General features: G+C 58.9%; 16 protein-coding genes and 6 pseudogenes. 13 read left to right on the top strand and 9 right to left on the bottom strand.

What is annotated here, in order from left to right; translation table 11 throughout:
• Positions 1-56: 56 nt before the first annotated feature.
• Both panD and bioB read right to left on the bottom strand, forming a co-directional pair.
• A complete protein-coding gene (gene panD, locus XH80_RS24975; RefSeq protein WP_271600834.1) occupies positions 57-410 on the bottom strand; it encodes an aspartate 1-decarboxylase in 354 nt (117 codons plus the stop codon).
• Positions 411-456: 46 nt separating this feature from the next.
• Positions 457-1,453 (bottom strand): annotated as a pseudogene (bioB, locus tag XH80_RS24970) (biotin synthase BioB).
• A gap of 114 nt (positions 1,454-1,567) precedes the next feature.
• Between bioB and XH80_RS24965 the strand changes: the two are divergent.
• From XH80_RS24965 to XH80_RS24935, 7 genes and pseudogenes are all read left to right on the top strand, one after another.
• Positions 1,568-2,203, top strand: coding sequence for a GntR family transcriptional regulator (locus XH80_RS24965; protein WP_271600833.1), 636 nt, complete (start codon positions 1,568-1,570; stop codon positions 2,201-2,203).
• 135 nt (positions 2,204-2,338) lie between these two features.
• Positions 2,339-2,656: a Dabb family protein gene (locus XH80_RS24960; RefSeq protein ID WP_271600832.1), complete on the top strand. Its 318-nt coding sequence runs from the start codon at positions 2,339-2,341 to the stop codon at positions 2,654-2,656.
• A 153-nt stretch (positions 2,657-2,809) separates the two neighbouring features.
• Complete coding sequence (gene pabB, locus XH80_RS24955) at positions 2,810-4,204, top strand: aminodeoxychorismate synthase component I (RefSeq protein WP_271600831.1); 1,395 nt, start codon at positions 2,810-2,812, stop codon at positions 4,202-4,204.
• The gene (locus tag XH80_RS24950) at positions 4,201-4,797 is read left to right on the top strand and encodes an anthranilate synthase component II (protein WP_271600830.1); all 597 of its coding nucleotides are present in this window, start codon (positions 4,201-4,203) and stop codon (positions 4,795-4,797) included. The genes pabB and XH80_RS24950 overlap by 4 nt, the downstream gene beginning before the upstream one ends.
• Before the next feature lie 1,340 nt (positions 4,798-6,137).
• A pseudogene (locus XH80_RS24945) lies at positions 6,138-6,557 on the top strand (P-type conjugative transfer ATPase TrbB); the annotation flags it as partial.
• Between the two features lie 426 nt (positions 6,558-6,983).
• On the top strand, positions 6,984-8,708 hold the full coding sequence (locus tag XH80_RS24940; RefSeq protein WP_271600829.1) for an outer membrane beta-barrel protein: 1,725 nt from the start codon (positions 6,984-6,986) through the stop codon (positions 8,706-8,708).
• A 920-nt stretch (positions 8,709-9,628) separates the two neighbouring features.
• A pseudogene (locus XH80_RS24935) lies at positions 9,629-9,916 on the top strand (hypothetical protein); the annotation flags it as partial.
• A 339-nt stretch (positions 9,917-10,255) separates the two neighbouring features.
• On the opposite strand, the gene XH80_RS24930 reads toward XH80_RS24935, so the two are convergent.
• Positions 10,256-10,609 (bottom strand): MmcQ/YjbR family DNA-binding protein, encoded by a 354-nt coding sequence (locus tag XH80_RS24930; RefSeq protein WP_271600828.1) that lies wholly within the window; start codon positions 10,607-10,609, stop codon positions 10,256-10,258.
• A gap of 449 nt (positions 10,610-11,058) precedes the next feature.
• Positions 11,059-11,540 (bottom strand): annotated as a pseudogene (locus tag XH80_RS24925) (IS5/IS1182 family transposase); the annotation flags it as partial.
• A gap of 1,237 nt (positions 11,541-12,777) precedes the next feature.
• Here XH80_RS24925 and XH80_RS24920 point away from each other — a divergent pair.
• The 6 genes and pseudogenes from XH80_RS24920 to XH80_RS24895 all read left to right on the top strand — a co-directional run.
• Positions 12,778-14,328, top strand: coding sequence for an FAD-dependent oxidoreductase (locus tag XH80_RS24920; protein ID WP_271600827.1), 1,551 nt, complete (start codon positions 12,778-12,780; stop codon positions 14,326-14,328).
• 5 nt (positions 14,329-14,333) lie between these two features.
• A complete protein-coding gene (locus XH80_RS24915) occupies positions 14,334-15,668 on the top strand; it encodes an aminotransferase class III-fold pyridoxal phosphate-dependent enzyme (protein ID WP_333968845.1) in 1,335 nt (444 codons plus the stop codon).
• A gap of 28 nt (positions 15,669-15,696) precedes the next feature.
• Entirely contained in the window at positions 15,697-16,638 is a 942-nt protein-coding gene (locus XH80_RS24910) for a sulfotransferase family protein (RefSeq protein ID WP_271600826.1), read from the top strand.
• Positions 16,635-17,882: an MFS transporter gene (locus tag XH80_RS24905; protein WP_271600825.1), complete on the top strand. Its 1,248-nt coding sequence runs from the start codon at positions 16,635-16,637 to the stop codon at positions 17,880-17,882. Before XH80_RS24910 ends, XH80_RS24905 begins: the two co-directional genes overlap by 4 nt.
• Before the next feature lie 387 nt (positions 17,883-18,269).
• Positions 18,270-18,463 (top strand): annotated as a pseudogene (locus XH80_RS24900) (IS3 family transposase); the annotation flags it as partial.
• Positions 18,464-18,956: 493 nt separating this feature from the next.
• Positions 18,957-19,508: pseudogene (locus XH80_RS24895) on the top strand (TlpA disulfide reductase family protein); the annotation flags it as partial.
• A gap of 583 nt (positions 19,509-20,091) precedes the next feature.
• Here the strand turns inward: XH80_RS24895 and XH80_RS24885 are convergent.
• The 5 genes from XH80_RS24885 to rtxC all read right to left on the bottom strand — a co-directional run bounded on the left by XH80_RS24885 (position 20,092) and on the right by rtxC (position 25,613).
• A complete protein-coding gene (locus XH80_RS24885; protein WP_271600824.1) occupies positions 20,092-21,426 on the bottom strand; it encodes a glutamine synthetase family protein in 1,335 nt (444 codons plus the stop codon).
• Positions 21,426-22,712: an ATP-grasp domain-containing protein gene (locus XH80_RS24880; RefSeq protein ID WP_271600823.1), complete on the bottom strand. Its 1,287-nt coding sequence runs from the start codon at positions 22,710-22,712 to the stop codon at positions 21,426-21,428. The genes XH80_RS24885 and XH80_RS24880 overlap by 1 nt, the downstream gene beginning before the upstream one ends.
• Positions 22,709-23,578, bottom strand: a complete 870-nt coding sequence (locus XH80_RS24875) for an EamA family transporter (protein WP_271600822.1) — start codon at positions 23,576-23,578, stop codon at positions 22,709-22,711. The genes XH80_RS24880 and XH80_RS24875 overlap by 4 nt, the downstream gene beginning before the upstream one ends.
• Positions 23,579-23,727: 149 nt before the next feature.
• Positions 23,728-24,558 (bottom strand): gamma-glutamyl-gamma-aminobutyrate hydrolase family protein, encoded by an 831-nt coding sequence (locus XH80_RS24870; RefSeq protein WP_271600821.1) that lies wholly within the window; start codon positions 24,556-24,558, stop codon positions 23,728-23,730.
• Complete coding sequence (rtxC, locus tag XH80_RS24865) at positions 24,555-25,613, bottom strand: dhydrorhizobitoxine desaturase (RefSeq protein ID WP_271600820.1); 1,059 nt, start codon at positions 25,611-25,613, stop codon at positions 24,555-24,557. Before rtxC ends, XH80_RS24870 begins: the two co-directional genes overlap by 4 nt.
• Positions 25,614-25,644: the final 31 nt, after the last annotated feature.

Genomic DNA, 25,644 nt, shown 5'->3' with positions numbered 1-25,644 from the left:
ATCGCATACGCATAAGATGCGTTGGCCGTTTAAGAGGGAAGGATGGCCGGTTGGGTTCAACTTGCCAGGATGCGATTGTCTCGGTCGACACGCACAATGCGTGGCTTGAACATCTTTGCTTCGGCCTCGTCGAATGAGGCATATGCAACGATAATGATCTTGTCTCCGGGCATCGCCAGTCGGGCGGCCGCGCCGTTCAGGCTTATCGTGCCAGACATCGGCGGCGCCTCGATCACGTAGGTAGCAAAGCGCGCCCCTGTTTCGACATTGTAGATTTCGACGCGCTCGTTGATCACCATTCCTGCTGCCTGCAGGAGCGTACGATCTATCGAGATCGAGCCCTCATAGTGCAAATCAGCTTCGGTCACTGAGGCTCGATGGATTTTGCCCTTCATCAAAGTTATCTGCATTTCTTACCTAGGCTGGATGTCGGGGCAATTGCGCGCACTGCTTCCGTCAGGCGAGTCCGGACGTGATGCCGAGCCGGGCCAGCAGATCCGCGTCGCGATCAACTTTAGGGTTTTTGGTGGTCAAGAGCACGTCGCCGACGAAAATTGAATTTGCGCCGGCCAGGAAGCAAAGCGCCTGCAATTCATCGGTCATGTATTGCCGCCCGGCGGACAAGCGAACCACACTCCCCGGCATCATGATCCGCGCGGTCGCCAGCCAGCCGGACCAGCGCGATCGGATCGGGAGGCTCTGCGGTGCCTTCCACCGGCACGCCCTCGATCTTGTTCCACAGGTTGATCGGCACGCTTTCGGGATGGTTGGGAAGATTAGCGAGCAGCACGAGCATACCTAGGCGGTCCTCGACGCGCTCTCCCATGCCGATAATGCCGCCGCAGCAGATCTTGATGCCGGCATCGCGCACATGCGCCAGCGTATTGATGCGGTCCTGCAGGCTGCGGGTGGTGATGATCTTGCTGTAAAACTCAGCCGATGAGTCGACGTTGTGATTGTAGAAGTCAAGGCCGGCCTCGGCGAGGCGCGCGGCCTGCTTCGGTGTCAGCATACCGAGCGTAACGCACGTTTCCATGCCGAGTCCTTTGACCGCGTTGACCATGTCGCAGACGGAATCAAGATCGCGATCTTTGGGCGTGCGCCAGGCCGCGGCCATGCAGAAGCGCGTGGCGCCGGCATCCTTCGCGCGCTGCGCGGTCGCAACCACATCGGCGCAACGCATCAGACGGGTCGCTTTCAGGCCGGTCTCGTAATGCGCGCTTTGCGAGCAGTAACCGCAGTCTTCCGGACAGCCGCCGGTCTTGATGCTGAGCAAGCTCGCAGTTTCGACGTGGTTTGGATCGAAGTTCTTGCGATGAGCGCGCTGCGCCTGAAGCATCAGGTCGGCGAAAGGAAGGTCGTAGAGCGCCTTGACCTCTTCGACGTTCCAATGATTACGAACCTGCGCCCCGTGGCTTGCTTCCTTCCGTTGGACTTGCGCAGCAGCATCCATAACCCAATCCCGCTCAATTATAGATAATCCTGTGAATTATCTATAGTCATCGCTCTCGAAGAGATGCTAATCGAGCCGCCTCGCAAATGCACCGGTTATTGCGGTAGATAATCTATGATCGCTGCTGACAACAAGACGACGGTCGCGCGCATCGCGGACTTAATCGCTGATCGCATTATCAGCGGCGCTTTAGAGCCAGGCGCGCCACTCCGTCAGGATCACATTGCACGAGAATTCAATTCCAGCCACGTCCCCGTGCGCGAGGCCTTTCGGCAGCTGCAGGCACAACATCTTGTTGTCGCCGTGCCGCGCCGTGGTGTTCGGGTTGCCCCGCTCGATACCCGTTCAGTGAAGGAGATCGCCGAAATGCGCGCCGCGCTCGAGGTGGTGGCACTGCGCCATTCGGGGCCAAGGCTCACAACAGCTCATTTGGCTGAGATCGAGCTGGCCTTGATCGAAGGAGACAATGCAAAGACGATCGAGGCTTTTGAGATGGCCAACCGCGCCTTTCACCAAGCCTTGGTCGCGCCGTGCGGGATGCCGCGTCTGCTCGCGAGCCTCGATGGATTGCAGCTTGCCAATTCTCGGTTGGTGTTCGCGATGGCGCGATCGGTGGGCTGGCGACCGCGCTCAAATCAAGATCACCGCCTGATTCTGCAAGCCTTGCGGACGCGCAACGTTGATCAAGCCTGTAACCTGCTCGCGCGGCACATTCAAACCATTGAGCGCCTTGCTCTTCCGGCGTCCTGAGCAAATCTGGCAAGCCTCATTGCGGATCGCCGACGATCGCAAGCGACGATCATGCGGCAAGCGACTGGCATCATTGCAACGGGCTCTATTCCCAGATAGTTATGGCACCCTCCAGCGACATCTCTACGGGCGGCCATGATTCGTCACATCGTCTTCTTCAGCGCCAAGGACGAGGCGCAGATCAACCAGATCATCGAAGGTCTTTCGCTTCTCACCACGATACCACATGCGCGCCGGCTTGAGGTTGCCCGCAACCGCAGGACCGATCAGCTCGGCAACGATATCGACATTGTCGTCTATGGCGAGTTCGACAGCGAGAGGGAGCTCGCAGCGTACAAAGCGCACGATCTCTACCAGGAGTCGATTAAACGAGTCCGACCGCTCCGCGAGCTCCGGTTCGCGGCCGACTACGATGTATCAACAGATACCCCTTTCGCCTCCACGGCAGGATGATCCAGGTGCTGTCGCAGCAAAACGTCCACCGCCGGGTTACCTTGGCAATGGCCCTCATGTTTCGGCCCATCGCAGATAAGCGTCATTCTCATCGGGTGGGCAACAGATGGAACGGCACTTTCACAACGTCAGCCGCCGGTGACTGATAAAGCGATGTACGTTCGCGAGTTGCAGTGGGTTGAACCTGTCACAGCGATGCGACGTCTTGGGCATCGATCCAATCTCACGTTTCTCGATAGCTCAGCAAGGCACGAGCTGCTTGGACGCTACTCATATCTAATGTGCGACCCGTTCAGCACCTACAGGGTCACGAATGGCCAAGCCAGTTGGAACGGACTGACTCTCGAGGCCGATCCATGGAAGGTCCTTCGAACGCTACTCGCGAAGTACCCGCAAGAGCATCGCCCCGATCTCCCGCCGTTCCAGGGAGGAGCGGCAGGCTACCTTGGCTACGACATGAACAGGACATTGGAGCGATTGTCTGCGCCGGCGATTGCCGGTCTGGGTTTGCCCCAATCCATCCTGCATTTCTATGACCTGGTCATCAGCTTCGACCACCGGGATAACAAATGCTGGATCGTCTCGACCGGATGGCCGGAGCAGGATCGCGCGCGACGGAGCGAACGAGCGCGTCGTCGAGCCGACGATTTTGCAGCATTGCTTGCCGGTCCAAAGGCGCCACAGAAGAGTTGTCCCAGCAACGCCGGCGCATGGCGCTCGAACTTCAGCCGCGAGGGCTACATTGCGGCGGTACAACGCGTGATCGATTTGATCTTGGCGGGTGACGTGTTCCAGGCGAATATTGCGCAGCGTTTCAACACCCGCCTGTCGACCTCTTTTGATCCGCTCGCGTTCTATTGCCAGCTACGATCATGGAATCCGGCGCCCTTTGCGGCCCTGCTGCGATGGGGAAAGCTGACAATCGCATCAAGTTCGCCGGAACGATTCCTAAAACTTGACGGGCGACAAGTCGAGACACGCCCCATCAAGGGCACGATCGCCCGTTCGCCTAATCCCAAGGAAGACCACCGCCGTGCGGCTGTTCTCCTCGCTTCCGAAAAGGATCATGCCGAGAACACGATGATTGTCGACCTTTTGCGCAACGATCTGTCACGCGTTTGCACTGCGCATTCGGTCGAGGTTCCGGCCCTATGCAATCTCGAGTCCTATGCCTCGGTGCACCATCTCGTGTCGATCGTTACGGGTGCACTTGCCGGAGACGAAGACGCCGTTAGCCTGCTCCGTGCATGCTTTCCCGGCGGCTCCATTACAGGAGCGCCAAAGCTGCGGTCGATGGAAATTATTACAGAAATCGAGCGCATAGCGCGAGAGGTCTATTGTGGGGCGATCGGGTTCATCGGCTTCAACGGGCACATGGACACAAGTATTGCGATCCGCACTGTCACGATCGACGGCGACCTGGCTGTGTTTCATGCGGGCAGCGGTATAACAGCCTTGTCGGAGCCCGAGGCCGAATACGAGGAAACGCTCGCCAAGGCAGAGCGACTCTTTGATGCATTTGGTTCTGAACCAGCTGGTGCATTTTGATTGTCATTATCGATAATTACGATTCCTTCGTGTACAATATTGCCCGCTATTTCCACAAGCTCAGTGAAGCAACGGAAGTGATCCGAAACGACGCCATCAGCATCAGCGAGCTCGTTGGTCTCAACCCGCGCGCGGTGGTCATATCGCCCGGCCCCTGCACCCCAACTGAGGCAGGAATATCGACAGCAGCGGTTCGCGAACTTTCAGGACGCGTACCAATTCTCGGTATCTGCCTTGGACATCAGTGTATTGCGAGCGCTTTCGGAGGACGGGTGGCGCGTGCGCGTCGGCCCATGCACGGTCGGCGCTCATACGTTGCCCATGACGGCCGAGGATTATTCAAGGAGCTGCCAACCCCGCTTGACGTCGGACGCTACCATTCTCTTATCGTCGAGCTTGATCAGTCATGCGCGCAGAACCTCATAGTGACAGCGCGTTCGGAGGAAGGCGAGATCATGGCCCTCACGCACGGCTATTATCCCACTCATGGGGTCCAGTTCCATCCCGAGTCGATACTTACCTCACAGGGGCACGTCCTGCTTATGAACTTCTTGCGACTCACAGAGGATTTCCGAAACCACGCGGAGCAATGAGAGGCTCGGCCTGACGATCAAGATGGTGGACCGTTGGTTTGCGAGGTGGTTGGAAGGCGCAGCCTGATATGGCAGGCATCTGTGGTCATCAGCGCTGTCCCGCGCTCAGCTCCGCAGTCAGCGGCGCGCCTCCGACAGAAACCGGACCTTGTGGTTTCGAGGGCCGGACGTCTCTCTTGGCCGGCTTGGATGTGGTGCGCCACGGTGGCGAAGAAGCAGCAGGAGCAGGAGAAGCAACAGGCGCTGGATTCTGCAGCCCCTCGATTCTTTAGGTCCGGGCTGCGATCTGATCCGAGATTCACTTTAGCTCGGCTTGCTGCGCAATCGACGTTGCGATTGAGCTCGGCAATTTCATCGGCTGTCTTCTGATGTCCTGATTGGATCCATAAAAGGACGTCTCTATCCTCAGGTGACAAGCCAAGCGCGGGAGGCTCGACTTCGTCCGCCGGCGGCGTCTCCGCAAACGTTTCGATATTCGTAAAAGACCGGCGGCAACTCCGATGCTTGGGATTTGATCCGTCACCACCACAGCCCGCTCTCATCATCTCGATCTGCTTTGCTTGTTTTCGTTGCGGCGATAGGAGAAGATGGTCAAGAGCTACCGCGATCCGCTCCCCCGCTGCATCGTTCTCAGCAATGTAGTCCCCAAAGCCGGGGTCTTGATCCCATCAGGGTTTTTACGAGCTACGCATTGCGCTGCGGATGGCGAGATAATGATGAAGACCGGTAGAGGGCTTACCCGTGAAGCACATTCATACCTGCTTGCTCTTGAGAGGGCCGCCTCACCGAAAGGCTGTGCGGTCGGGGATTTTCTAGGTGACGCTTCCAGCGCTCCTGTGCCTGCTTGTTCGGCGATCGATAGTTGTAGCGCCGAAGTCGACTTCGGCACAAAAATGCTGCGCAACCCACGCAAAAAACGCGTGATGCGAGCGCAACCATAAGACCAACTATATCGTTCGGCCCACGCTTGGTCCTGCCGCGAGACAGCTGCCAAGCCAATCTTAATGTTATCCTTGAGAGACCGCGGGTCTAGGCTGCGCAGGGCATGTCCCAATTCAGGCAGTATCCTGGTCAGCGCTCGATGCGCGGAACGTTCTTTTCGCTCCAGGCCGTCGACCACGGCGAGGGCCTCGCGATAGTGCCGTATCGCTTCGATGGTTCTGTCTTCGAGGTTGCTATTGTCGCTCATCCGATTCTTTTCTCCCTCGAGCTCTTAAAGGGCATCGTCCTACACGAGATTCTCCCTGGGCTGCGCGGTGCTTGCCGCGGCTGGCGCTCGACGGGAACCGATCGTGGCGGGCACTTCACTCCATTCGGAAGCGTTCTCGCGTGGCGCGCGCATGCTTCGCACCGCGCTTGGCCCCCGCGATCGCGACGTTCCTCGAAGGCCCCGCGATCGTCGAGGCAATGCTCAACCCCGATGGATGGCTCTGGATCGACTGGGGGCTGGAGGATAGCGGCCGAACGCTGTCCGCCGCTGACGGAGAGCGGATCGTGCGTCTGGTCGGGCACCATGTCGGCGCGGAGGTGCATGCGGAAAAGCCGCGCGTCTCGGCCGACTTTCCGAGACGGGAGAGAGGTTCGAGGGGATTTTGCCGCCGGTCGCTGCGCGGCCGGCCTTTGCGATCTGCAAGCCTGCCTTCGCTGTTTTCACACTGGACGACTACGCGGCCGCCGGCATCATGACGGCCGCTCAGGCGATCGTGCTCCGCGAAGCGCTCGCTGCCCGCAAGAACATTCTGGTGGCCGGCGGCACAACTAAAGCGGCGTCAAATAAAGAGCGCTCTCGATGAGAGCGCTTAGGAGCACAGATCGAGCTCAAATATCTTCGAAGCGACGCAGCCCGTTCCGCACTGTCTTTCCATCTGTGGAGGCAGCAAGGCTTCCCGTAGCCAAAGCGAGACCGGCGCATCATGTGGTTCGGCCACCCATGACCCCGCGCTCGCCAAGTATTGCTGCGGCAGCGGCCGCGCCGACTGTCGGTATTGAGACAATGTCAGCAACTTGACAATACACGCCACGACGAAGTGCCTGCAAAGCCTGCGAATTCACCTTCGGCACGCGACTTGCTCTTTTGCGGCCTCACCACCAATCGCAGTGCGATGGTCTTCGGGACGGACTCGGCGCGTGTCGCTGTAAGCGTCTGCTCCGCCCCGTGAACCGAGAAAATGCAGGGGACATGTTGAATGCGATCTGGAGTTCTTCTTTTGGGGGCCACGACAATTGCGCTCGTCGCAAGTGGTGCGGCGAATGCGGCAGACCTTGAGCCGGAAGTGAAACTGCCCGCGGCGGTGTGGAACTGGTCTGGAGGCTATATTGGCGGACACGTCGGCGGCGGTTTCGGCCGAACCTCCTTCAGCAATCCCTACGGTCCGTCAATCTATGGCGGCAGCGTGGATACGCCGACGTTCCTCGCAGGTGGCCAGATCGGCTACAATTGGCAGAAGAACGGATGGGTGTTTGGCGTCGAACTCGATGCCAGCGGTGCTGTCTCAGACGGCACAAATACCTGCCTCGCGTCGTCCGGCTTTGTCGTGAGTGCAAACTGCAAGGCAGGTCCGAACGTCTTTGCCACCGCGACCGGTCGTGTCGGATACACGTTTGGCGCGTCGGGTGGCACACTGGCCTATCTCAAGGGAGGCGTGGCTTGGCAAAACAATCAGGGCGACGTCGTCAATAACTACGAGGGGCGCCAGTTGCCACAGCAGAAAACCCATTTCGACTATGGTCGCTTCGGTGGCATCATCGGGGTGGGAGTCGAGCAAGCGCTTACGTCCGCATGGTCGGTCACAGCGGAGTATGACTATCTGCATTTCGGCGGGCCGAGTGTCGCGACTCCCGCCACCGTGCAAGATCCGCCTTTGTCAATTCTTCCGGGGAACACAACGAGCCTGTCCAGCAACTATCACGTCGGAAAGATTGGATTGAACTACCATTTTGGCGCCGACCCGTGGACGGCGCAATGGTCCGGTGCGCCGCTGTACGCAAAAGCACCCGCCGGCGCGCCGCCGATTGCCTACACGACCGGCTGGTCGTTTGAAGGCGGATCGCGGCTCTGGCTCAGCCGCGGACGTTTTCAATGGGACAACAGCGCAATGCCCTATGGCTGGCCTCTAGACCCCAGCATTCTTGGATCGAGGCTCACCTATCACGGACTCGACGGACTTTCCGGGGAGCTATTTGGCCGTGCCGACAGCCCTTGGGGAGTGTTCCTGAAGGGCAACATTGGCCTTGGACGCTTCGACAAAGGGAACATGAACGATGAAGACTGGAGCCTCCCCCCATCCCACTCGGGAACGATAACGCCGTACGTCAACACGGTATCAGGCCAAGGAAACGGGAGGTTCAGCTATTACACCGCCGATGCGGGTTACGATTTCCTGCGCGGCGCCAACTACAAGGTTGGGGGATTTATCGGTTGGACCTATTACGATCAGAGCTCCGACTCGACCGGATGCGTAGAAACGGTTAACCCCCGTCGCCCATGTCTTGCGCGCGGCGACGACAGGATCGTTGGCAGCCAGAATACTCAGTGGAATGCGCCTCGAATCGGCCTGAGCGCCGAAACCATGCTGACCGATGGCTGGAGACTAAATACCGATGTCGCCTACCTGCCTTGGACCGATTTCAAGGGGCGCGACAATCATCTCTTGCGCCACGAGACCACCTTCGCTGAACAGCGGGGCGATGGTGGCGGCGGCGTCCAGGTTGAAGGCGTGCTGTCTTATTTCTTCACCAAGAACTTCAGCGTCGGCGTCGGCGGGCGCTACTGGGCCATGTGGACCAAAAGGCGGGGCGAGGTAATCTGCAACGGCAGCGACAGCAAGTGCACCGGAGCGCCACCTGCGTTTGCAAGGTTCAGCATGGAGCGCTGGGGTACGTTCTTTCAGGCCTCCTATAAGTTCGATTGAAAAGATCACACCTCAAGCCAAGCGCCGGGCGTCTTCGACGCTAAGAAATGGCGCGCGCATCGAGCAAGGATCATTAGCCATGTCCTTGCGGGTCGCTGGCCTCATCCAGTCCGAGCATTTCGATCTTGAGCGCATGGCTTCGGTAGCCAGGAGACCATGCGCATCGTGCGCTTCGGTCCATGACATCGGGAGGGTTTCGGGCAGCGTGGATAAAAAATTGTAACCTATGTTCACACCTTGGAGCGTGACCGGGAGGGACTGAGGCAAGCTGTCAGTCGATTTCAGTGGACCAACAGAGTCTCGAGTCCGGCTGGAAGCAGATTGGGCAGGCGCGTTACCTCACTCCCGTTGAGCTGGAGATGCAAGACCAGGCGGGAGTATCTCGGGCAGATGGGGCCGTCGATTGCGGTTGGCGTAGAGTATCTTCAGAGTGGGCGGAAGGCTCGACGGCAGATAGGCAGCTCGTTGTCATTAGATTGACGGTCCGCAATCTAGCGACGTCGACTCAACTACCTCAAACGACACGGCGATCGCGGCCGTGCCGGACAATCTTACTGTCGGCGGCAATCATGATCTCACCGATATTGCTACCACGGCGTTGCCGAAGAGCCTGGAGGGTTGGCGGCGATCTCTACCTCAGAGGCTGAAAAGATTGCTCGGGCAGTGGCTGCGGCTGTCGGTATTGAGACAATGTCAGCAACTTGACGGTACACGCCCCGACGAAGTGCCTGCAAAGCCTGCGAATTCACTTCGGCACGTGACTTGCTCTTTTACGGCCTCATCACCAATCGCGGTGCGATGGTCTTCGGGACGGACTCGGCGCGTGTCGCTGTCAGCGTCTTGACCGCCCCGACGGTTTACTGCGGCGATAATTTAAGGGCGCTCGGTTATGGACCGAGAAAATGCAGGGGACTTGTTGAATGCGATCTGGAGTTCTTCTTTTGGGCGCCACGACAATTGCGCTCGTCGCAAATGGTGCGGCGAATGCGGCAGACCTAGAGCCGGAAGTCAAACTGCCCGCGGCGGTGTGGGACTGGTCCGGAGGCTATATTGGTGGACACGTCGGCGGCGCTTTCGGCCGAACCTCCTTCAGCAATCCCTACGATCCAGCATGGGTGCAAACGGTCCGCAACGGCTTCATCAACGGGCTACAGGTCTATCCCTTCTCTGGGGGAGCTCTCTATCAGGTCTATACGGCGCCGGGGCGGCGACGGCACTTCGTCTCGCTGCTGTACACCATGCCCTACGCATGCTCAGGCTCGCTCGTTCTCCAGCCCTACGACGCGCTGACGGTTCTCATGCCCCCCGGTCGAGCATAGCTGCATCGCCATCACCAGCTTCCATCACAAGCTTGCGCTCAAGGCCCTGCCGGATTTCAGTTTGGAGGTCGATCACATCGGTACGATGGCCAGCCATAGCTTCGAGACTTTGGACGACTAGGCTCGAAGTCTGCAGACAGTCTGGCAGAGGCCTCCTCATTGATATAGCGCAACGCGAGCACTCCAAAGTTGCCGGCCCAGAACGTCATCGCTTAAACTCCGCCTGCGTCACTTCGTCAGGTCGAAACTACTATCGATCAGTTTCTGAACCTGCTGCTTGGAGACAGAGCCATCAAGGAGCACCGAGATCCAGTGTTCCTTGTTCATGTGATAGGCCGGCAGGTAGCCTCTTGCATTCCTGAGCGCATCGACCAGGTACGGGTCGGTCTTGATGTCGATAATGTCGATCTCGCCATCGCCCTTAAGCCCGAGACGCTCGCGCGGCACATTCATTATGAGACCGTACCATTTCATATTGTTCTCGTGCTTAAGCACCGCGTAGCGCGGAAAGTTCTCCCAAGGATACTCTGCCTCGGTCTCATATTTGCTCTTCGCGTATTTAAGAATGTCAACTCTCTTCATCATCTCAGTCCTTTCGCTGCTATTGACGATCAGAGCAGAGCGGCTAGACAGAGACAGTCTTTTTTTCTCTTCGTGATTCAGAACGCGCGCACACTAGATTTGGTATTTGCACGCTGATCCGGTTGGCCGAGGCTGAAGTCACAAATTCACTCGAATGGGCAGCCTGCCCTCCGATCTCGGACTTATGCATGTAGGACGGTCCAAGCTGTTGAGAGTGCGTTAGTTGACAGAGCTATACAACATACGGAGCGCGGTTGTCGACGCGGCTGGCTGCGCTTCCTCACTTCCGTAGAAGGGGGCAGATCGCGTGCATTCCCAATGCAGCGCCGAGCAGCCGACGCCATCGTAGAGACTGGGTATCGGGGCGGCCGGCTTGGTGACCTCCTCCGCGACGCCGATCCTACCGATCCTCGTGTTCTCAAGAAGACGTCAGCCGCGATTACGCCAAGTTAATAAGCCGAATTGAGCGGTGCCGGACAGGCTCGCGTGCGGCAGAGCTGGATAGGCATCAAAGTTCTCTGAGCCAGGCGAAGATACGGCGGAAGTTGTGGCCGACGGCGGAGAGGATGACGCTGGCGGCGTCTCCTGCGCGGCCTTTGGGGTAGCGGCCGCCAAGGTGACCGTCGGTCTTCAGGTGTCCGATGAAGGGTTCGATGGCGGATCGGCGGCGTAGCTCGCACTTGATGACGTCGAAGACGCCGCGCTTCTGGCCAGAGATGAAGACGCGTCGGGGATTTTGCGCGTCGTGTCCGCGGTATCCCTTGTTGGCATAGGCCAGCTCGATCGGACAGCCGGTGAGTGTCTCGGTGCGGTCGATCACGTCGCGCAAAGTGTGCCCGTCGTAGGGATTATCGGGCAGCGCCCTGGCGTGCAGCACGAACAGGCCTCCGGGAGCCCGACGGTTGTTGGTGACGATGGAGGCTTTGACACCGATCTATGGACCACACCCGCGTTGCAAGAGGAATCGACAAAGAAATGTAGCGGTCTGCGCCAATCTATCCGGCTTCGATTTGAGGCTCTCGCCTCGAGCCACTATGGATATCCGCCCACTCCTGTCCTCAGTAACTCGCTGGCCTCAAGAAGGGCGATGGCATCGAACCAGGCTTCAGAAGTGTCGGTGCAACCGTTGCTCCATTCGTCCTTTCCGTCTCGCAAACCTGGGCGGGATATTGTGCCTTTCCGGGTGGATCGTGGATCTTCTCCCGTCCCGGCCCTGTCTTAAGCGGCGTGGCCCCGTGAAGTTGGCGTCGTAATCACGGCCCTTTGCGAGCATGCTCCAGGCTAGGCACGCGAGTCCATGAATGGAATGTGACACGCGCCTCCACCGCCCACCGCTTACTTGTGGATGCTGGTGAGAGGTCGGGAGCTTCGATCTCTTATCGCGGCGGCTCAAAGGACTTGAATCGTACGTAGCGTCACGTTGTACGATCCCAAATATATGGTGAGGCCCCCCGGCACGTCGATCAGGTGCTCTGTTGCCATCAGCGAACGAAGACGCCAATGCGCTCGATGTGTGGACAGCCCAGAGCGATACCGGCGTCTTCGATCCTGACCCAAGAGATCGCTTCGAATGAACGCCGGGTGTATCCGAGAACAAGGCCTTCGCAATTACGGATTTGCGGTGCATGTTCCACCGCAAATAGCCGTCGGCAGCCCTCCCTCTGCTGGCGGAGGTCGGCGCGATGCTTAGCAGCCTCGCCCGTCCAGACTAACTTCGGCCCGGCCATCGAAACGAGGCCGGGCCTTTTTTTGCCAACCATGAATGACAGCTTGCGTGTTCGAGCCGCGTTTAACTCACTACCACCAGGATTCGTGCTCAAAAAAGACGACTGATGAAGCCTCGATGCTTCACCTGTCCGGGACGTATCGCTTTGGCCGCGCAAGACGCATACCCGCCCGCATCAGGTCCACAGGTTGTTGATGGATCATGAATCTGGTCATTCTCTTCGAAGCTCTCGCTGATCCTGCGAGACTCTCGTGATCGTATTCATGCGTTTACCGCCGAAGAGGCTTGAATCGCACGTAGCGTCACATTGTATAGTGCCGAAGTAGTTCGCGACGATCCTTTGGCAAGTGGCGAAGCCACACCAGTCATCTGGGGACCTACCGAACGTTCAACGCTGGCGACGGCATCTGTGAAGACAGTTGCCCGATATTGAGTAATCGGGATGACCTATCGTCGAAGTGTTGCCAAAGTGCGAGACATGGCGGCCGACGCCGTTGACGTATGCGTGATCGGGAGTGGCGCCAGCGGCTCGACGGTAGCCCACGAGATCGCCCAAAGTGGTTTGCGAGTGCTCCTCCTCGAAGCAGGTCGGGCGCTTCCTGCCGGCGCCTCGCTGGCGAACGTCCAAAGTAGCATGGACAGCGCGCTGGTTCGGTCTGCGCCGGCTACGTTGACGCCGTTCGGCCGCCCGTGGACCGTCTCTGCGCTCGGCGGTGGAATGACTTTGTATGCCGGAATAGCCTTCCGTTATCGCACCATTGATTTTGACGCACGAGCGCATATTGCGACGGACGCGCTCGACCCGGCCTGGCCCATCGAATACGCCGAACTACGTCCATTCTATGAGGAACTCGAACACCGGATGGGAGTGGCCCGTCTGGCCGGGGCCGATCCGCTCGAACCACCGAGCGATCCTCCTGTTCTGCCGCCCCATGAGTACAGCGCGCAGGGTCGCTTGATTGCCGAGGCGTGTGGACGGCTGGGCGGCCTGCCGTTCCCCACCCCATTGGCAATCAACTCGGTGCCCTATCGCAACCGGCCAGCCTGTCGTTGCGAGGGACCGTGCAACGAACATCTGTGCCCAACAGGCGCGAGGGCCGATGCGCGCTCGCCATTCACAGACATCGCGCTGCCGCCGGGCGCACTGACGGTTGCTCCGGGCAGCAAGGTTGTAAGCATCCATCTGGGCAGTGTCAGCCGCGCGGACTCGCTGGAATGGCTCGACACCCTAAGCAGGCGACGCGCCAGGGTCCGCGCCCGCTGCGTTGTGCTCGCGGGTAACGCAGTGCAATCCGCTGCCCTGCTACTCCGCTCGAGGCAGCGGGCCGCGCCTAACGGCATAGGCAATGCCTCTGGTATGGTCGGCAGCGGCCTCTCGTTTAAAATCAGCGGCTACGTCTCTGGCACGACGAGGTTGGATCGGCTCTCGACCTCCCCCTCTGGCGGCCCATTCTCCACAGTCGCGATCTCCGATCACTACCTGGACCGCGAGGCACCGTCCGGACTGGGCGGAATGATCTACGAAGCCACCGCATCTAACCGCACGGGCCGCCACGGAGCGATAACCTTGCGGCTGCATTTCCTGGCGGCCGACCAGCCCATGCGCGACAATGCCGTCCGATTGGCCGCCAGCCAGGACCCGCTGGGCTTGCCGAACATCATTCTCGATTACTCAACCCATCCGCTGGACAAACGCCGATTGGGCTATCTTTCTCGACGCGCGTCGAACTTGCTGGCCGAGGCGGGCGTGGAAAAGATCGATTACCAGGATTCCAACTATCAGTTCGGCAGCAGCCATCTGCACGGCGGCTGTCGCGCTGGGATCGACCCGGCACAGTCGGTGGTCGACCGCTGGGGCCGGGTGCACGACATAGACAACCTCTACGTCGCAGATGGCGGCTTCTTTCCCTATGCCGGCGGCGTCAACCCGACTTTCACGATCCAGGCGAACGCAATGCGGATAGCTCGCAGAATAATCAGCCAGTTGAGCTGACCAGCGTGGATCATCGACGGAGGCCGGCCTTGTCGACCAACATACCTAGTGGCACCGTGGCCGCGAGCGATCGACACAGATCGGCACTAGGGCGCGCTCTGCGCGTCACGGCCTCGGAAAAATGGGACCTCAACAGGCGATTTCCCGTCGTGATGACCCGCGCGTCGGGCGCGCATGTGTGGGATACCAACGAAAAGCAATATGTCGATTTCACGTCCTGTAGTGGAGCCGCGCCGCTGGGAGCCGGATACGAACCCGTCGTCGCGCACGCCGCCGCTGAGATGCGCCGGACCGGCGGCATCCTGCCCGGGCCGGTATCCGTGCACCGGGTCGAGCTGGCCGAACGGCTCGCTGAGATATTCCCAATCGCGGAACGTACGATGTTCTTCCGCACCGGCTCATGCGCCACCAGCGCCGCGGTCCGCCTTGCCCGCGCGTTTACGGGCGTGAACCGTGTGCTCACCAGCGGATATCATGGCTGGCATGACTGGCAATTGCAGGACCGGCCGGGCATGGGGCTGCCCAACCGCGACAGGGACAGCCTGGACTTCCGTTATCACCTGGACTTGCTCGACGAGTTCGCCAGCATCGAGCGCGTTGCGGCGGTGATCGTCACGCCGGAGGTCAATTTCTTCCCGCCCGACTATCATCAGGAGCTGCAGAGGCTGGTGCATCGGCACGGTGCGCTGCTCATTATCGATGAAGTGATGACCGGCTTCCGTTACGCTTTCGGGGGCTACCACGGGGCGGTCGGCCTTGCGCCCGATCTGATTACGCTGAGTAAAGGATTGGCGAACGGCATGGCGTTGTCCGCAGTCGCGGGTCGGGCGGACGTATTGAGCGCTGGCGAAAAGACATACATGGGCAACACCTATCAGCGCGAGGTCACTCCATTCGCTGCCGCCCTGAGTACGTTGGAGGCGCTGCGCGACGGCACCGCGCTGGCGCGGATGCGCGAGGTTGGCGAGCAACTGATCAGGGGACTGAACGCGGTCTTCGCGAATCGGCAAGTCGCGGCATGGGCGTTTGCATGGCCGACCATGTTCGACGTCGTTTTTGCCAACGCCGAGCTTGGTCAGATGTTTTTCCAGCAGATGTGGGCGCGAGGCTTTCTCATGCAATATGGCGGGCGCTTCATGCCATCCGCGGCGGTATCGAATGCCGACGTGAAGGCAGCTGTTGAAGCAGCTGCAGAGGCTCTGCCGGCCGCGCAGTCGCAGCTGGACAGCTGCGATGACGAGCACGATCCGCTTGCAGCCGCCATACGGTTTGCCGGTGAGCACTTCGTTGCGAGCCCTGAGGCGGTTCGGCGCTGGTTCATTGCGCCAGCCCAGGGATGAGAAAGGTCTTCCGAAGAGAATGCTTTATATGCAGCAGCCCAATCCATTTTCGACGTCCCCAGTGCTGCTCGGCGGCGAGAACCGGTCGGGCACGACCTTGCTTAGCGTGGTGCTTGACTCGCATCTTGATCTGCTGGTTGGGCCGGAGATCGACTTCCTTGAGCCGCCCAATCTCGGCCCGCACATTTTGCATGCAACGGACCTGCTTGCCGCCGGCGATCCGCGGGTTGCGGGCGCGACCAAGAACACGGTCGATCCGTTCTGGTATGACGGCGTACATTTTGTGGTGCAATGTCGCCGCTTCGGTCTGGACTTCAATGACGTGCGCGAGCTGGCCAGCAAGGTCATGCTCGAATTGGGCAACGACATCGTTTCACTCGTCGACCGATGCAGGCTTGTCAATGAAATGGGCGAGTTGCGCAGGACCCGCAGCGGCGCTCGGCGATGGGGATTGAAACTGCAGCGCAAGATCGCGCAGATCGATGACTTCGCCCGAATTTGGCCGCGCGCGCATTTCGTGCATATCGTGCGCGACGGAAGGGACGTTGCTGCCTCGCATCTGAAAACCGTTCCTGATTGGGGGTACCGGACTGTGGCCGAGGCCGCGCGCGGCTGGCTTGACGTGGTGTCCGGGCCGCATCGGATCGCGCCGCTCGGCCGCTATCTCGAGATCCGTTACGAGGATCTTGTCGGCAGTCCTCGGTCCACGCTGACACGAGTTCTGGACCATCTCGGCTTGCCTTGGGATGAGGCGGTGCTGCGTCACGCCGAATACGAGCACGCATTGTTCGAACAACCGCACGGCCATCCGGCGGCCGAGGCTGCGGGAAAGCCGCTGCACCAAGGCCGGGTCGGCCGTTACGCCCAGGATCTGACGCGAGCGCAGATTACGGAGTTCGAACAGATCGCCGGATGTGAGCTGGCCCGTCTCGGCTATTTGTCACTGGCAAGCCCGTCCGGCGAGCCGTGAGTAGGAGGAACTGTCCAGCCGCTGTTCGCGGGCTGCCGCGTAGCTATCTTGCGCTGCTGCTCGGCCAGACCATTTCGCTGCTGGGCTCCAACGTCACGATGCTGGCGCTACCGCTGACCGCGATCACCCTGCTGGACGCCGGCCCCGCGCAGACGGGACTGCTGCTGGCCTGCGGTCGGGCGCCTTGTCTGTTGCTGAGCCTGTTGGCCGGGGTCATCGTGGACCGTCTACCGCACCGAAACATCCTTTTGACAGCCAACGTGATTATGGCGGCCACGCTGGCGACGATCCCACTGTCCGCTGGCCTCGGACGTCTTGGAATGGCCCAGCTCTACATGACAAGCCTACTGGTTGGCAGTGTCGCGGTGATCGCCGACCTGGCATATCTGGCGTGCATCCCCACCGTGGTAGACCGCTCTCGCTTGGTGCGGGCGCAAAGCTCATTGGAATTCAGCCAAGCGATCGCGATGGCGGCAGGTCCATTCCTGGCTGGTTGGCTCGTCGAGGCGCTCTCCGCACCGACCGCAATCCTGGCAGACTCTGTCTCCTTTCTGCTTGCCGCCGCGTTGCTGTTGCTGGTGCCGATGCGGGTCGCTGGTTGTTCAACGGCCGCCTCGAGCGCGGTCCTCGGCCAAATAAGCGAGGGGCTGGCGAGCGTGTTCGGCAATCCGATCTTGAGGGCGGTCACCTTGGCAACCGCCACCTTCATTTTTTGCCATAGCGCGTATTCTGCGGCCTTTCTACTACATCTGACCAAGGATCTCGGGTTCGACGGCCGGATCGTCGGCATGGTGCTCGGCATCGGCGCGCTTGGTGGCGTGGTCGGCGCGACCAGCTCGCCCTTGGCGGGCCGGGCAATCGGCATCGGCCCGGCGTTAATGGTCGGTTTGGCCCTGAGCGCAGCAGGCATGAGCGTGGCCACCCTGATCACCGAACCCCGATGGGCGACGATTGCATGCGTCGCGCTCTCCCAATTCATTCTGTGGGTCGGCCAGGGGATTTACAATGTGCAGCAAGTTCCCCTTCGGTACGCGCTGGTCGCACAGCGCTTGCAAGGCCGGGCCAATGCGAGCATCCGCAGCTTGGTGTGGGGGCTGGCGTCAGTGGGAGCGCTGGCCGGTGGCGCACTCGCTGCAGCGACAGGACTGCGTGCTACGCTGCTTGTGAGCAGCCTGCTTGGCGCTGCCTCAATAGTCTGGATTTGGCGGTCGCCGCTCGGCCAAACACGCAGCTTGCGTGGATGATCGATACGATCGACCTGCGCATGACATCAAAGAATTTGCCGACCTAACGGGGATGGATCGCTATCTCGGCGAAGTGGCAGCGCATGCCGATCTGATCAGCGGCCCTCCTACCTGCCGCCGCGACAGCTAGCTTTCCTGGCGGCGGAGACCAGCTCAAATCGCATGCATCGCAACACCTAGGATTCCCGCCAATAGCCGGTGTTTGGAGAACAATTCATACGCATTGTTTCGACATTGTTGTCGATGGCTTTCGAGAACCGCGCAAATCTGGCGACATTGTGAGCGCGGCGCGGTTGAGCGGGCAGCTACTTCGTCACGGATGGCGGAAGACGGTGTTTCCCCACGACGGGCTGGAAGCCGAGGTGGGGCTCGGCGATGGCCGATGGCGGGTTCGTCTATCTCTTGGTGGTGCTCGACTGGTTCAGCCGCCCGATGCTATCATGGTGCGTCTTGATCACGATGGAAGCCGCGTCGAGACGCTGAACGACGCTCTCGCTCGCCACGGCAAGCTGGACATCCTTAACACAAACCGGAGATCGCAGTTCACGAGCGCCTCGTTCACGGGCGTGCTCGCCAGCCATGTAACCGCATCGATGAGCTACGTTCGCCGGCCCATTGTCCTCATGACCTCAGACGTCGATAAAAAACACGCATCGACCGCTTTCAACTTTCAAGTCGCCCGACATACGGCTACGAACTCAGAAGTTATAGCCATGAGCCCAAGAATCCGAAGTCGGGTTATGTGCGCAGAAATGGCTTGATCCCATTTCGCCGGCAGCTCAAAGGAGGACTCTGGCCGCTTGAATTGTTAGAGGTGGAGGTGCCGCTTGAATATGCTTTGCGAACATATAGGCTCTGAGCACCGCAGCTCGGGGAGCACACAGGACATTCACCGTTCCGCTGTCGCTGCCGCTAGTATCCGGTCCGGTTAAGACTCGACGGCCTTCTCAGCGTCGAACTAAGCATCGGGCCGAGCCTCATCAGATTCTCGTAAGCTAGCGCCCCAATATGAGATCTCTACAATTGGTAGCGCACAAAGTCGCGCTACGAGTGGCAACGGTTTTGGAGAGCAACATGGTGCTGCGCATGGAGTCCCCAGCTCCTCCGATCAAGGTGGAGAACTGGCTGCGAGGCGAGCCCCTCACGAGCTTCCAGCCCGGGAAGGTGTACATCGTCGAATTCTGGGCAACTTGGTGCGGGCCATGTGTGGCAGTGATGCCTCATCTAGTACAGCTGCAAGAGAAATACAAAGACAGCGGACTTGAGCTGCTCGGCATCGCAGCTCACGAACGAGCTCAAACGGCCGACGAGGCCCGAACAAGGTTGGACGCGTGGTTGACCGACAAGTTCTCGAATCTGAACTATCGGATCGGATTCGACTCAACAGGCGAAATGAACAAGCTTTGGATGGACTCCAGCTTTTCTATCGGGATTCCCACCTCGTTCGTCCTTGACCGTGACGGCCACATCGCTCCGTTCGCCGGTTCTTGAATGTTGCGAGACCTGTTGGCTGCCGAGGGGTGCAAGATCAGCCGCTGGCATGTCAAAACGCCAATGCGGCGGATGAGGATAGAGGCGCTCTGCCACCGGCCGCGTACCACCGAGCCCGAACCTGGACACAAGATCTCCTTCAGCAATCCCTACGGTCCGTCAATCTATGGCGGCATCGTCGATACGCCGACGTTCCTCGCAGGTGGCCAGATCGGCTACAATTGGCAGAGGAACGGCTGGCTGCTTGGCGTCGAACTCGATGCCAGCGGTTCTGTCTCCGACGGCATAAATACCTGGCTCGCGTCGTCCGGCTTTGTCGTGAGTGCAAGCCATCGTCTGGTCGCCTGCCCCCATTTGATGCTGCGCCTCGCGTCCTGCGTGGCTCCGCGGCTCGGCTACTTCGTCGCTCATCACGTGCCTCTTCGGCTTCCTCTGAGCATAATAGACTTTGCCTTCCCTCTTGAAGAAGCCGAGCACGTCTTCATTGATGCGAATAGAGGTGGTGTTGATCGTTGCTAGAAATTACCTAGCATCGCAAACGGAGCAATCTCGGTTGCTGCTATAGTGCAGATAGCAGCTCACCTCCTCAAGGTCACTCACCCAACGAGTAACGCACATTTTCTCTGCATGAACTCCAACATCAGCGGCACAGACCCCCGCAGTCGCGCCGCCGGAACCGGCCAGAAGAATGATCTACAGAACTGTCGAACAGTCCAAGCTAAATGATTTCGAAGTATCTCCGACGTTCAAAGTCGGTGACTCGATGTTGGACAGCTTCCCACTCCCAGCGGCGCGAGCAAGAAAACGCTTCAACAAAGCTTTCTCCGAAGACATCACTGGCCGCTGCAGACTGCGCAAACCGAGATGTTGCCTCTGATAGGCTTTGAGGCAGTCTCGCGGACGGACGACACATTTCCGCGCTTGCATCACCGACGATCGAAGCCGGTAGTGCCGGACCTGTCTCGACGCCCAATATTCCCGAACCGATCGCACATGCTAGCGCGAGATATGGGTTCGCGTCTGCGCCAGGCAGCCTATACTCTAGGCGATGGGCAGATGGATCTCCCGGAATGGCGCGAACCGCGCAGGAGCGGTTGTCAACTCCCCAGCTTGGACAGATTGGTGCCCAGGAGCCCGGTACCAATCTCTTGTAGCTGTTGAAGTTTGGCGCAGCGAGTACACAGAACTCATTCATGTATTCTAGTTGTCCGGCGATAAATTGCCTCATAAGATTGGAGACGTTGCCGAACGCATCACCGTCGTAAAACGCATTTTGACTATCTGAGGACATAGAGATGTGAATATGGCCGGACTGGCCGGGCCATTTCTCGGAGACCTTGGCCATGAATGTAGCCATCATGCCTCGCCTTTGCGCCCACGCTTTTATCATCGATTTAAATATGATTGCTCGATCTGCGGCTTCCAGCGCATCACAATGACGAAGTGAGGTTTCGACCACGCCCGGTCCCGTTTCGAAGTGTAGTCCGCTGAGAGGTATTCTAGCCTTCTCACAAAGCGCCAAGATCTCATCGAACAGCTCATGTTGAGCAACGGAGCGCATAACCGAGTAGCCGAACGGGCCCCGTGTTAAAGGAGCCCATTCTTCGAACGGCTTATCCTCAATTGTGTCGGCGCTCTCCTTGAACAGTATGAATTCAAATTCAAACCCGGCAGCGCATCTGTATCCTAGGTCAGCAGCCCTTCTCAGGACCTTGCGCAGAACACCCCGTGGGCAAATGTTCTCATGTGCGCCCGTGAACTCGGCAAGGTAAAGATATTGGTTGCCGACACAAGAGACCGAACGGCCGGTGCCTGACAAAATACGCAGATCAGCATCCCCGAATGCTGCTAGCGGCTTTTGCGTGACACTGATCGGAATGACCCGATCCGAACAATCCCACGCCAGCACTGCTTCAGAGAACTTGATGACTTTATCTCGGTTTGAGAGATCTTCACCGAAGACGTGTTTGCCTCGCAGCACACCGTCGAAATCGCTTACGCCGATCATCACGGCGGCTGCATTAGCTCCGGTAGACGTTGCTTCAGTTGGCATCACTTGCTATCCCGCGCCACCAGTTCGAACACCTGCTCCATCGGCATTGCTCGCAACTTTTGATAATCATCTTCGAGCTGAGTCAGGTCGCTATTCACGAGATAGACGATGCCTGGTGTCGATGCCAAATCGATAGTCGGAACCAGCTCTTCACCAATCGGAACGAACGCAATAGCATCCGCGAAGCTGGGGAGCTTGCGTATTGCTTCGAGCCCCGGGTAACCGGCAACGACACCGCCCCTATCGGAGATCAGGGAGACGCATAGTGCGTGCGCCTTCCGCTTGTAGGGTCCCCGCAGCCTCATGTACTCACCAAAGCCCGTGGGATCTGCGTAGCGCCACGCCGTCAGCGTCATATGGTTATGCCCCAACGCCATGGTACGCGCTTTTGCCGACATAGTCCCTTGAATCCTCGCCCCGAAGTCCACCAGAACGGGCCCCCGATGATCGACAATGATCTCGGCATGAGCCGGTCCCTCAGCGATCTGAAGCGCCTGCAGCGCTCGTTTCAGGTAATCGGACAGCTCCTGAACGATTGGTTCGCTGCCGTCCAACAATCTCTCCAGTGAACAGACCGATGATGCCCCCTCGATAGTAACGGTGTCATAGGTCCAGGCCTCCGTAACGAAGGCATCCCCGTGGATCGAGACGGCGTTTACAGTGTATTGTTGGCCGTTTATTTTTTCCTGCCCGAGGGCAAAACGATTCAACGCTCCGACACGGTTCGTCTTCCCGACAATCGCACTTAGTGCCCGCTGAATGTCAGCATCTGTCGAGCAAAAGAATACATCCTCGGTGCCCGTACTGTTCAGAGGTTTTATCACGATCTCGTCGAAGTTCGCTTCGCGCTTCCAGCTTGCGATTTCTACAGCATTGTCAGACACGACTTGTCGGATCGATCGCACACCGGCATAGGTCAACGCGCTAGACAATCGCGCTTTGTCACGCCGAGCCGCCGATAGAGCGGTGCCGTTTGAAGGTAGGCCCAGCCGCTCCGACAACGAATCGGCGAGTTCGACTCCAGACTCGCAGCCGGCTATAACGAACTCAAATTCTCTGCCATGGAGCGACTGAAGATGATATTCAACGATGTCGTCAAACCCCAAGCGCTCGCCGGGGCGAATGACTTCATCATACAGATTAGCATCAAAGTGCGCCTGGAATATGGGTGGAATCTGTGCGGCAGACATCACATGCACCGTTCCAATGCCATAGCGCTTGAACTGCTCCGGTAGATATCGGCCGGTAGAGTATGCGTCTACGATTACACAATTGCGTTCTTTCATGCGGATCTCCGATACTGCAAGTAGATGTTGCTGACAGCGATAGCCGTAATGAGAATGTTTCCAACGAACGTATGTGACGAAGGCACGATGCGAGAATCGCAGTACTGGAACAGGAAGGTGACGATAGGGGCGGCGGACAAGACCATATTGACGGTGAAGGGCTCTACGTAACGAATGCCCTGCTGGATCAAGAGCAAAGGAACAATCATCGTCGAAACGCCAATTGCTGCGATCGCAAACCAGTGCTGCGAGATTTCAGGCACGAGGGATGAATAGTCCACCAGTCCCAGCAGCAAGATGATCGTTCCATAGAACCGATGCGCCAGCACTTGCCGGCCGGAAAACCCACGGTCGAACAGAAGTTTGACAAGTATATTTGTAAGGGCGAGCGATAGGCCGGCTACGATGGCCAAGACTATTCCAAAGGACGATCGAGCCCCCCACTCCACGCCTGCGTTGCCGCTGGCCGAGATCCAAATCATGTAACTCCCGATCATCGCGATCAAAGCGCTGACGACAATATCGGATGCTGGAGGGACTCCCTGCCGCCTGATCACGGCGTTTAGCCACACAGTTGCGGTGGGCCCCAACGCCACCATGAACGCAACGACGATCGCAGGTTCAACGTATTTCAAGCCGATAAATAGGCCGATCCAGCTGATTGCAGTCACGACGTTGAGTACGACGAAGACCAAGAGCGACCGATATCCCACTCCTGCCTTGCTTGCGTCGTGGCGAGCCAAGAGATTGAACGTTAGACAAACCACGGCAAAGGACAGCAGGAGCGCGACGAACGCATCTGCTCGCTGAAAATACGCTGCGGCATAAACCTCGCCTGCTGCACTCACGACGACATAGAGGGCCACAAAAAACACTCCGAGCGCGAACCTATTCGTCAATTGTCTGCCCTTTTCGTGCCCGCGCGACGGGGCGCGGCCCTCGCAGAGACGGGCCGCGCGCATCGGTTTTGACGCATTCAGCTTTCGGCCTGTACGGGCCACGTTTGGTCTGAATCTCACGATCTGCCCTCGTGGTTCTTCGTTCCGCGGTACACAACACAGGCCTCTCCAAATGCTTTGAAGAGTTGCTTGCCGAGGAGATCGACTGAGACGTGCCATTCGGGGTGCCATTGCACCCCGATTTGCAGCGTCGGCGCGCCGATCACCGAAGCCGCCTCAACGAGACCGTCAGGCGCCCACGCCTCCCCCCTCAGGGCCGGGGCAAGCGCTTCAATGCCTTGATTGTGCAGTGAGTTGACGTGGGCTTCGATCGTCCGCGCGATGGGGAAGAGCGCCCCGTCGGAAGATATCCTAACGCTGTGCGCGGCATCGTACTGACGGTCCCTGGGACGATCTGGCTTCTCGGCATGCATAGCGCCGCTTTCGAGGCTCCACTCCGCAAGCGATGGGCGGAGCGTGCCGCCGAAATAGACGTTGAGCTCCTGAAGCCCACGGCAGATACCCAAAATAGGCATCCCAAGCGCGATGGCACTCTGTATGGCCACGGCAGCAAGCCGGTCCCTAGGACGATCAAGGATCCCAGCCTCTACGTCATGCCGATCAGGATCCGCTATGGATGCAGGCGCTGACAGGACGGCGGGGTCGACGTTAGATTCATCGCCGGTCAAGACCACACCGTCCAGCCGGCGCATGATGGCCGTGGCGACCTCCTCGCTGGCATCTTCCGCATCGACGGTCGGCAATACGACGCAAGCCACTCCCGCATGACGATGGAGTGCCTGCACGTACTTACGCCGTACCCAGTCGCGGTGCACACCGTCGACCAGAAGACGGTTCGAAGTAACCCCGACAACGGCTCGGGCGTGCTCGGGCTGTTGCAACCTCACGCCACCTGTCCTCGCGTGCGAGCGCCGGCAACGGAGTTCTCATACAGCCGTCGATTTCGCTCTTTCAACTGAGCTATGACGCTAGGTTGACCTTGAGGTCCCTTGACAAAGAGCCCGCCCCAGGTCGCGGCAACCTTCGCGTAGTTCGGATCCTGCATCCGAATTTTCTGCGCTTTTCGCAACAGCCAAAACGGGATACCCGGCGAAAGGTGATGCTCAAGGTGGTACTCATCCAGATTCTGTCCGAGGATGGCTCGCTCGAGGAAATTTCCTTTCCGATTCCTGGTGAGATAGACGTTCTGCGTCTCGGTTTCGCACATCGGTGAGTGCTCGGCGAGTTCGATGAACCAGCCTAGGACCTGAAACGTGGTGAGATAGGGCACGATCCAAAACAGGACGACGATATGGAGCAGCCCAACAGCATATGACCCGGCCAGGATGCTGATCCAGAAGAGATAGAAGCCGTACTTGTCGATAAGTATGCCTGAGCGGCTCTGATCTTCGACATCTGTAATCGAAAATCGATTGGCCCAAAGGTACTTCAGATACGCTATTGTCGCGCCGCCGAAGATCGGCTTCCAGATCATGTTGAAAGCGTACCGCTCGGGAGGCTGCACGTTGTAAACGCCGCTGGCCAGGAAGAACTTCAGGTCGGGATCCTTGTCCGGATCTCCAAGATAGGGGTGATGCAAATAGACGTGCGAGATCCGGTAGGCCCAGTGACGCTGGAACAAGGGATAGGAGGCGAACAGAATGCCAAGGACATAATTCCAGGTGGTGTTCTTCGCCAGCGTGCGGTGAGCCGCATCATGAGCGATGGTTGTCAATCCGCGCTGATAGGCGCCAATCAGGAGGACGGCGAGCGGGTAGAGCCACCATGAGACCGACACAGTCGCGAGCGTACAAGCTGCGATGACAGCGTAGTCTTTGGCAATATAAGCCGCTCCCGTTATGTTGTCAGGCCTCAGCTCGGATAGCTGCCGATTGATCTCCCGACTGAATTGAACGGCCTCATAGCGTGATGACCTCAGTTTCCAAGCCTCTGCCTGATTCATGAGAACCTCTTCCTGATCGCCTTGCAGTTTG

The organism is Bradyrhizobium sp. CCBAU 45384 (genome assembly GCF_028128665.1).
GTDB lineage: Bacteria > Pseudomonadota > Alphaproteobacteria > Rhizobiales > Xanthobacteraceae > Bradyrhizobium > Bradyrhizobium manausense.
The sequence above is the reverse complement of the archived record's forward strand: the minus strand, read 5'-3'. Positions and strand labels throughout refer to the sequence as shown.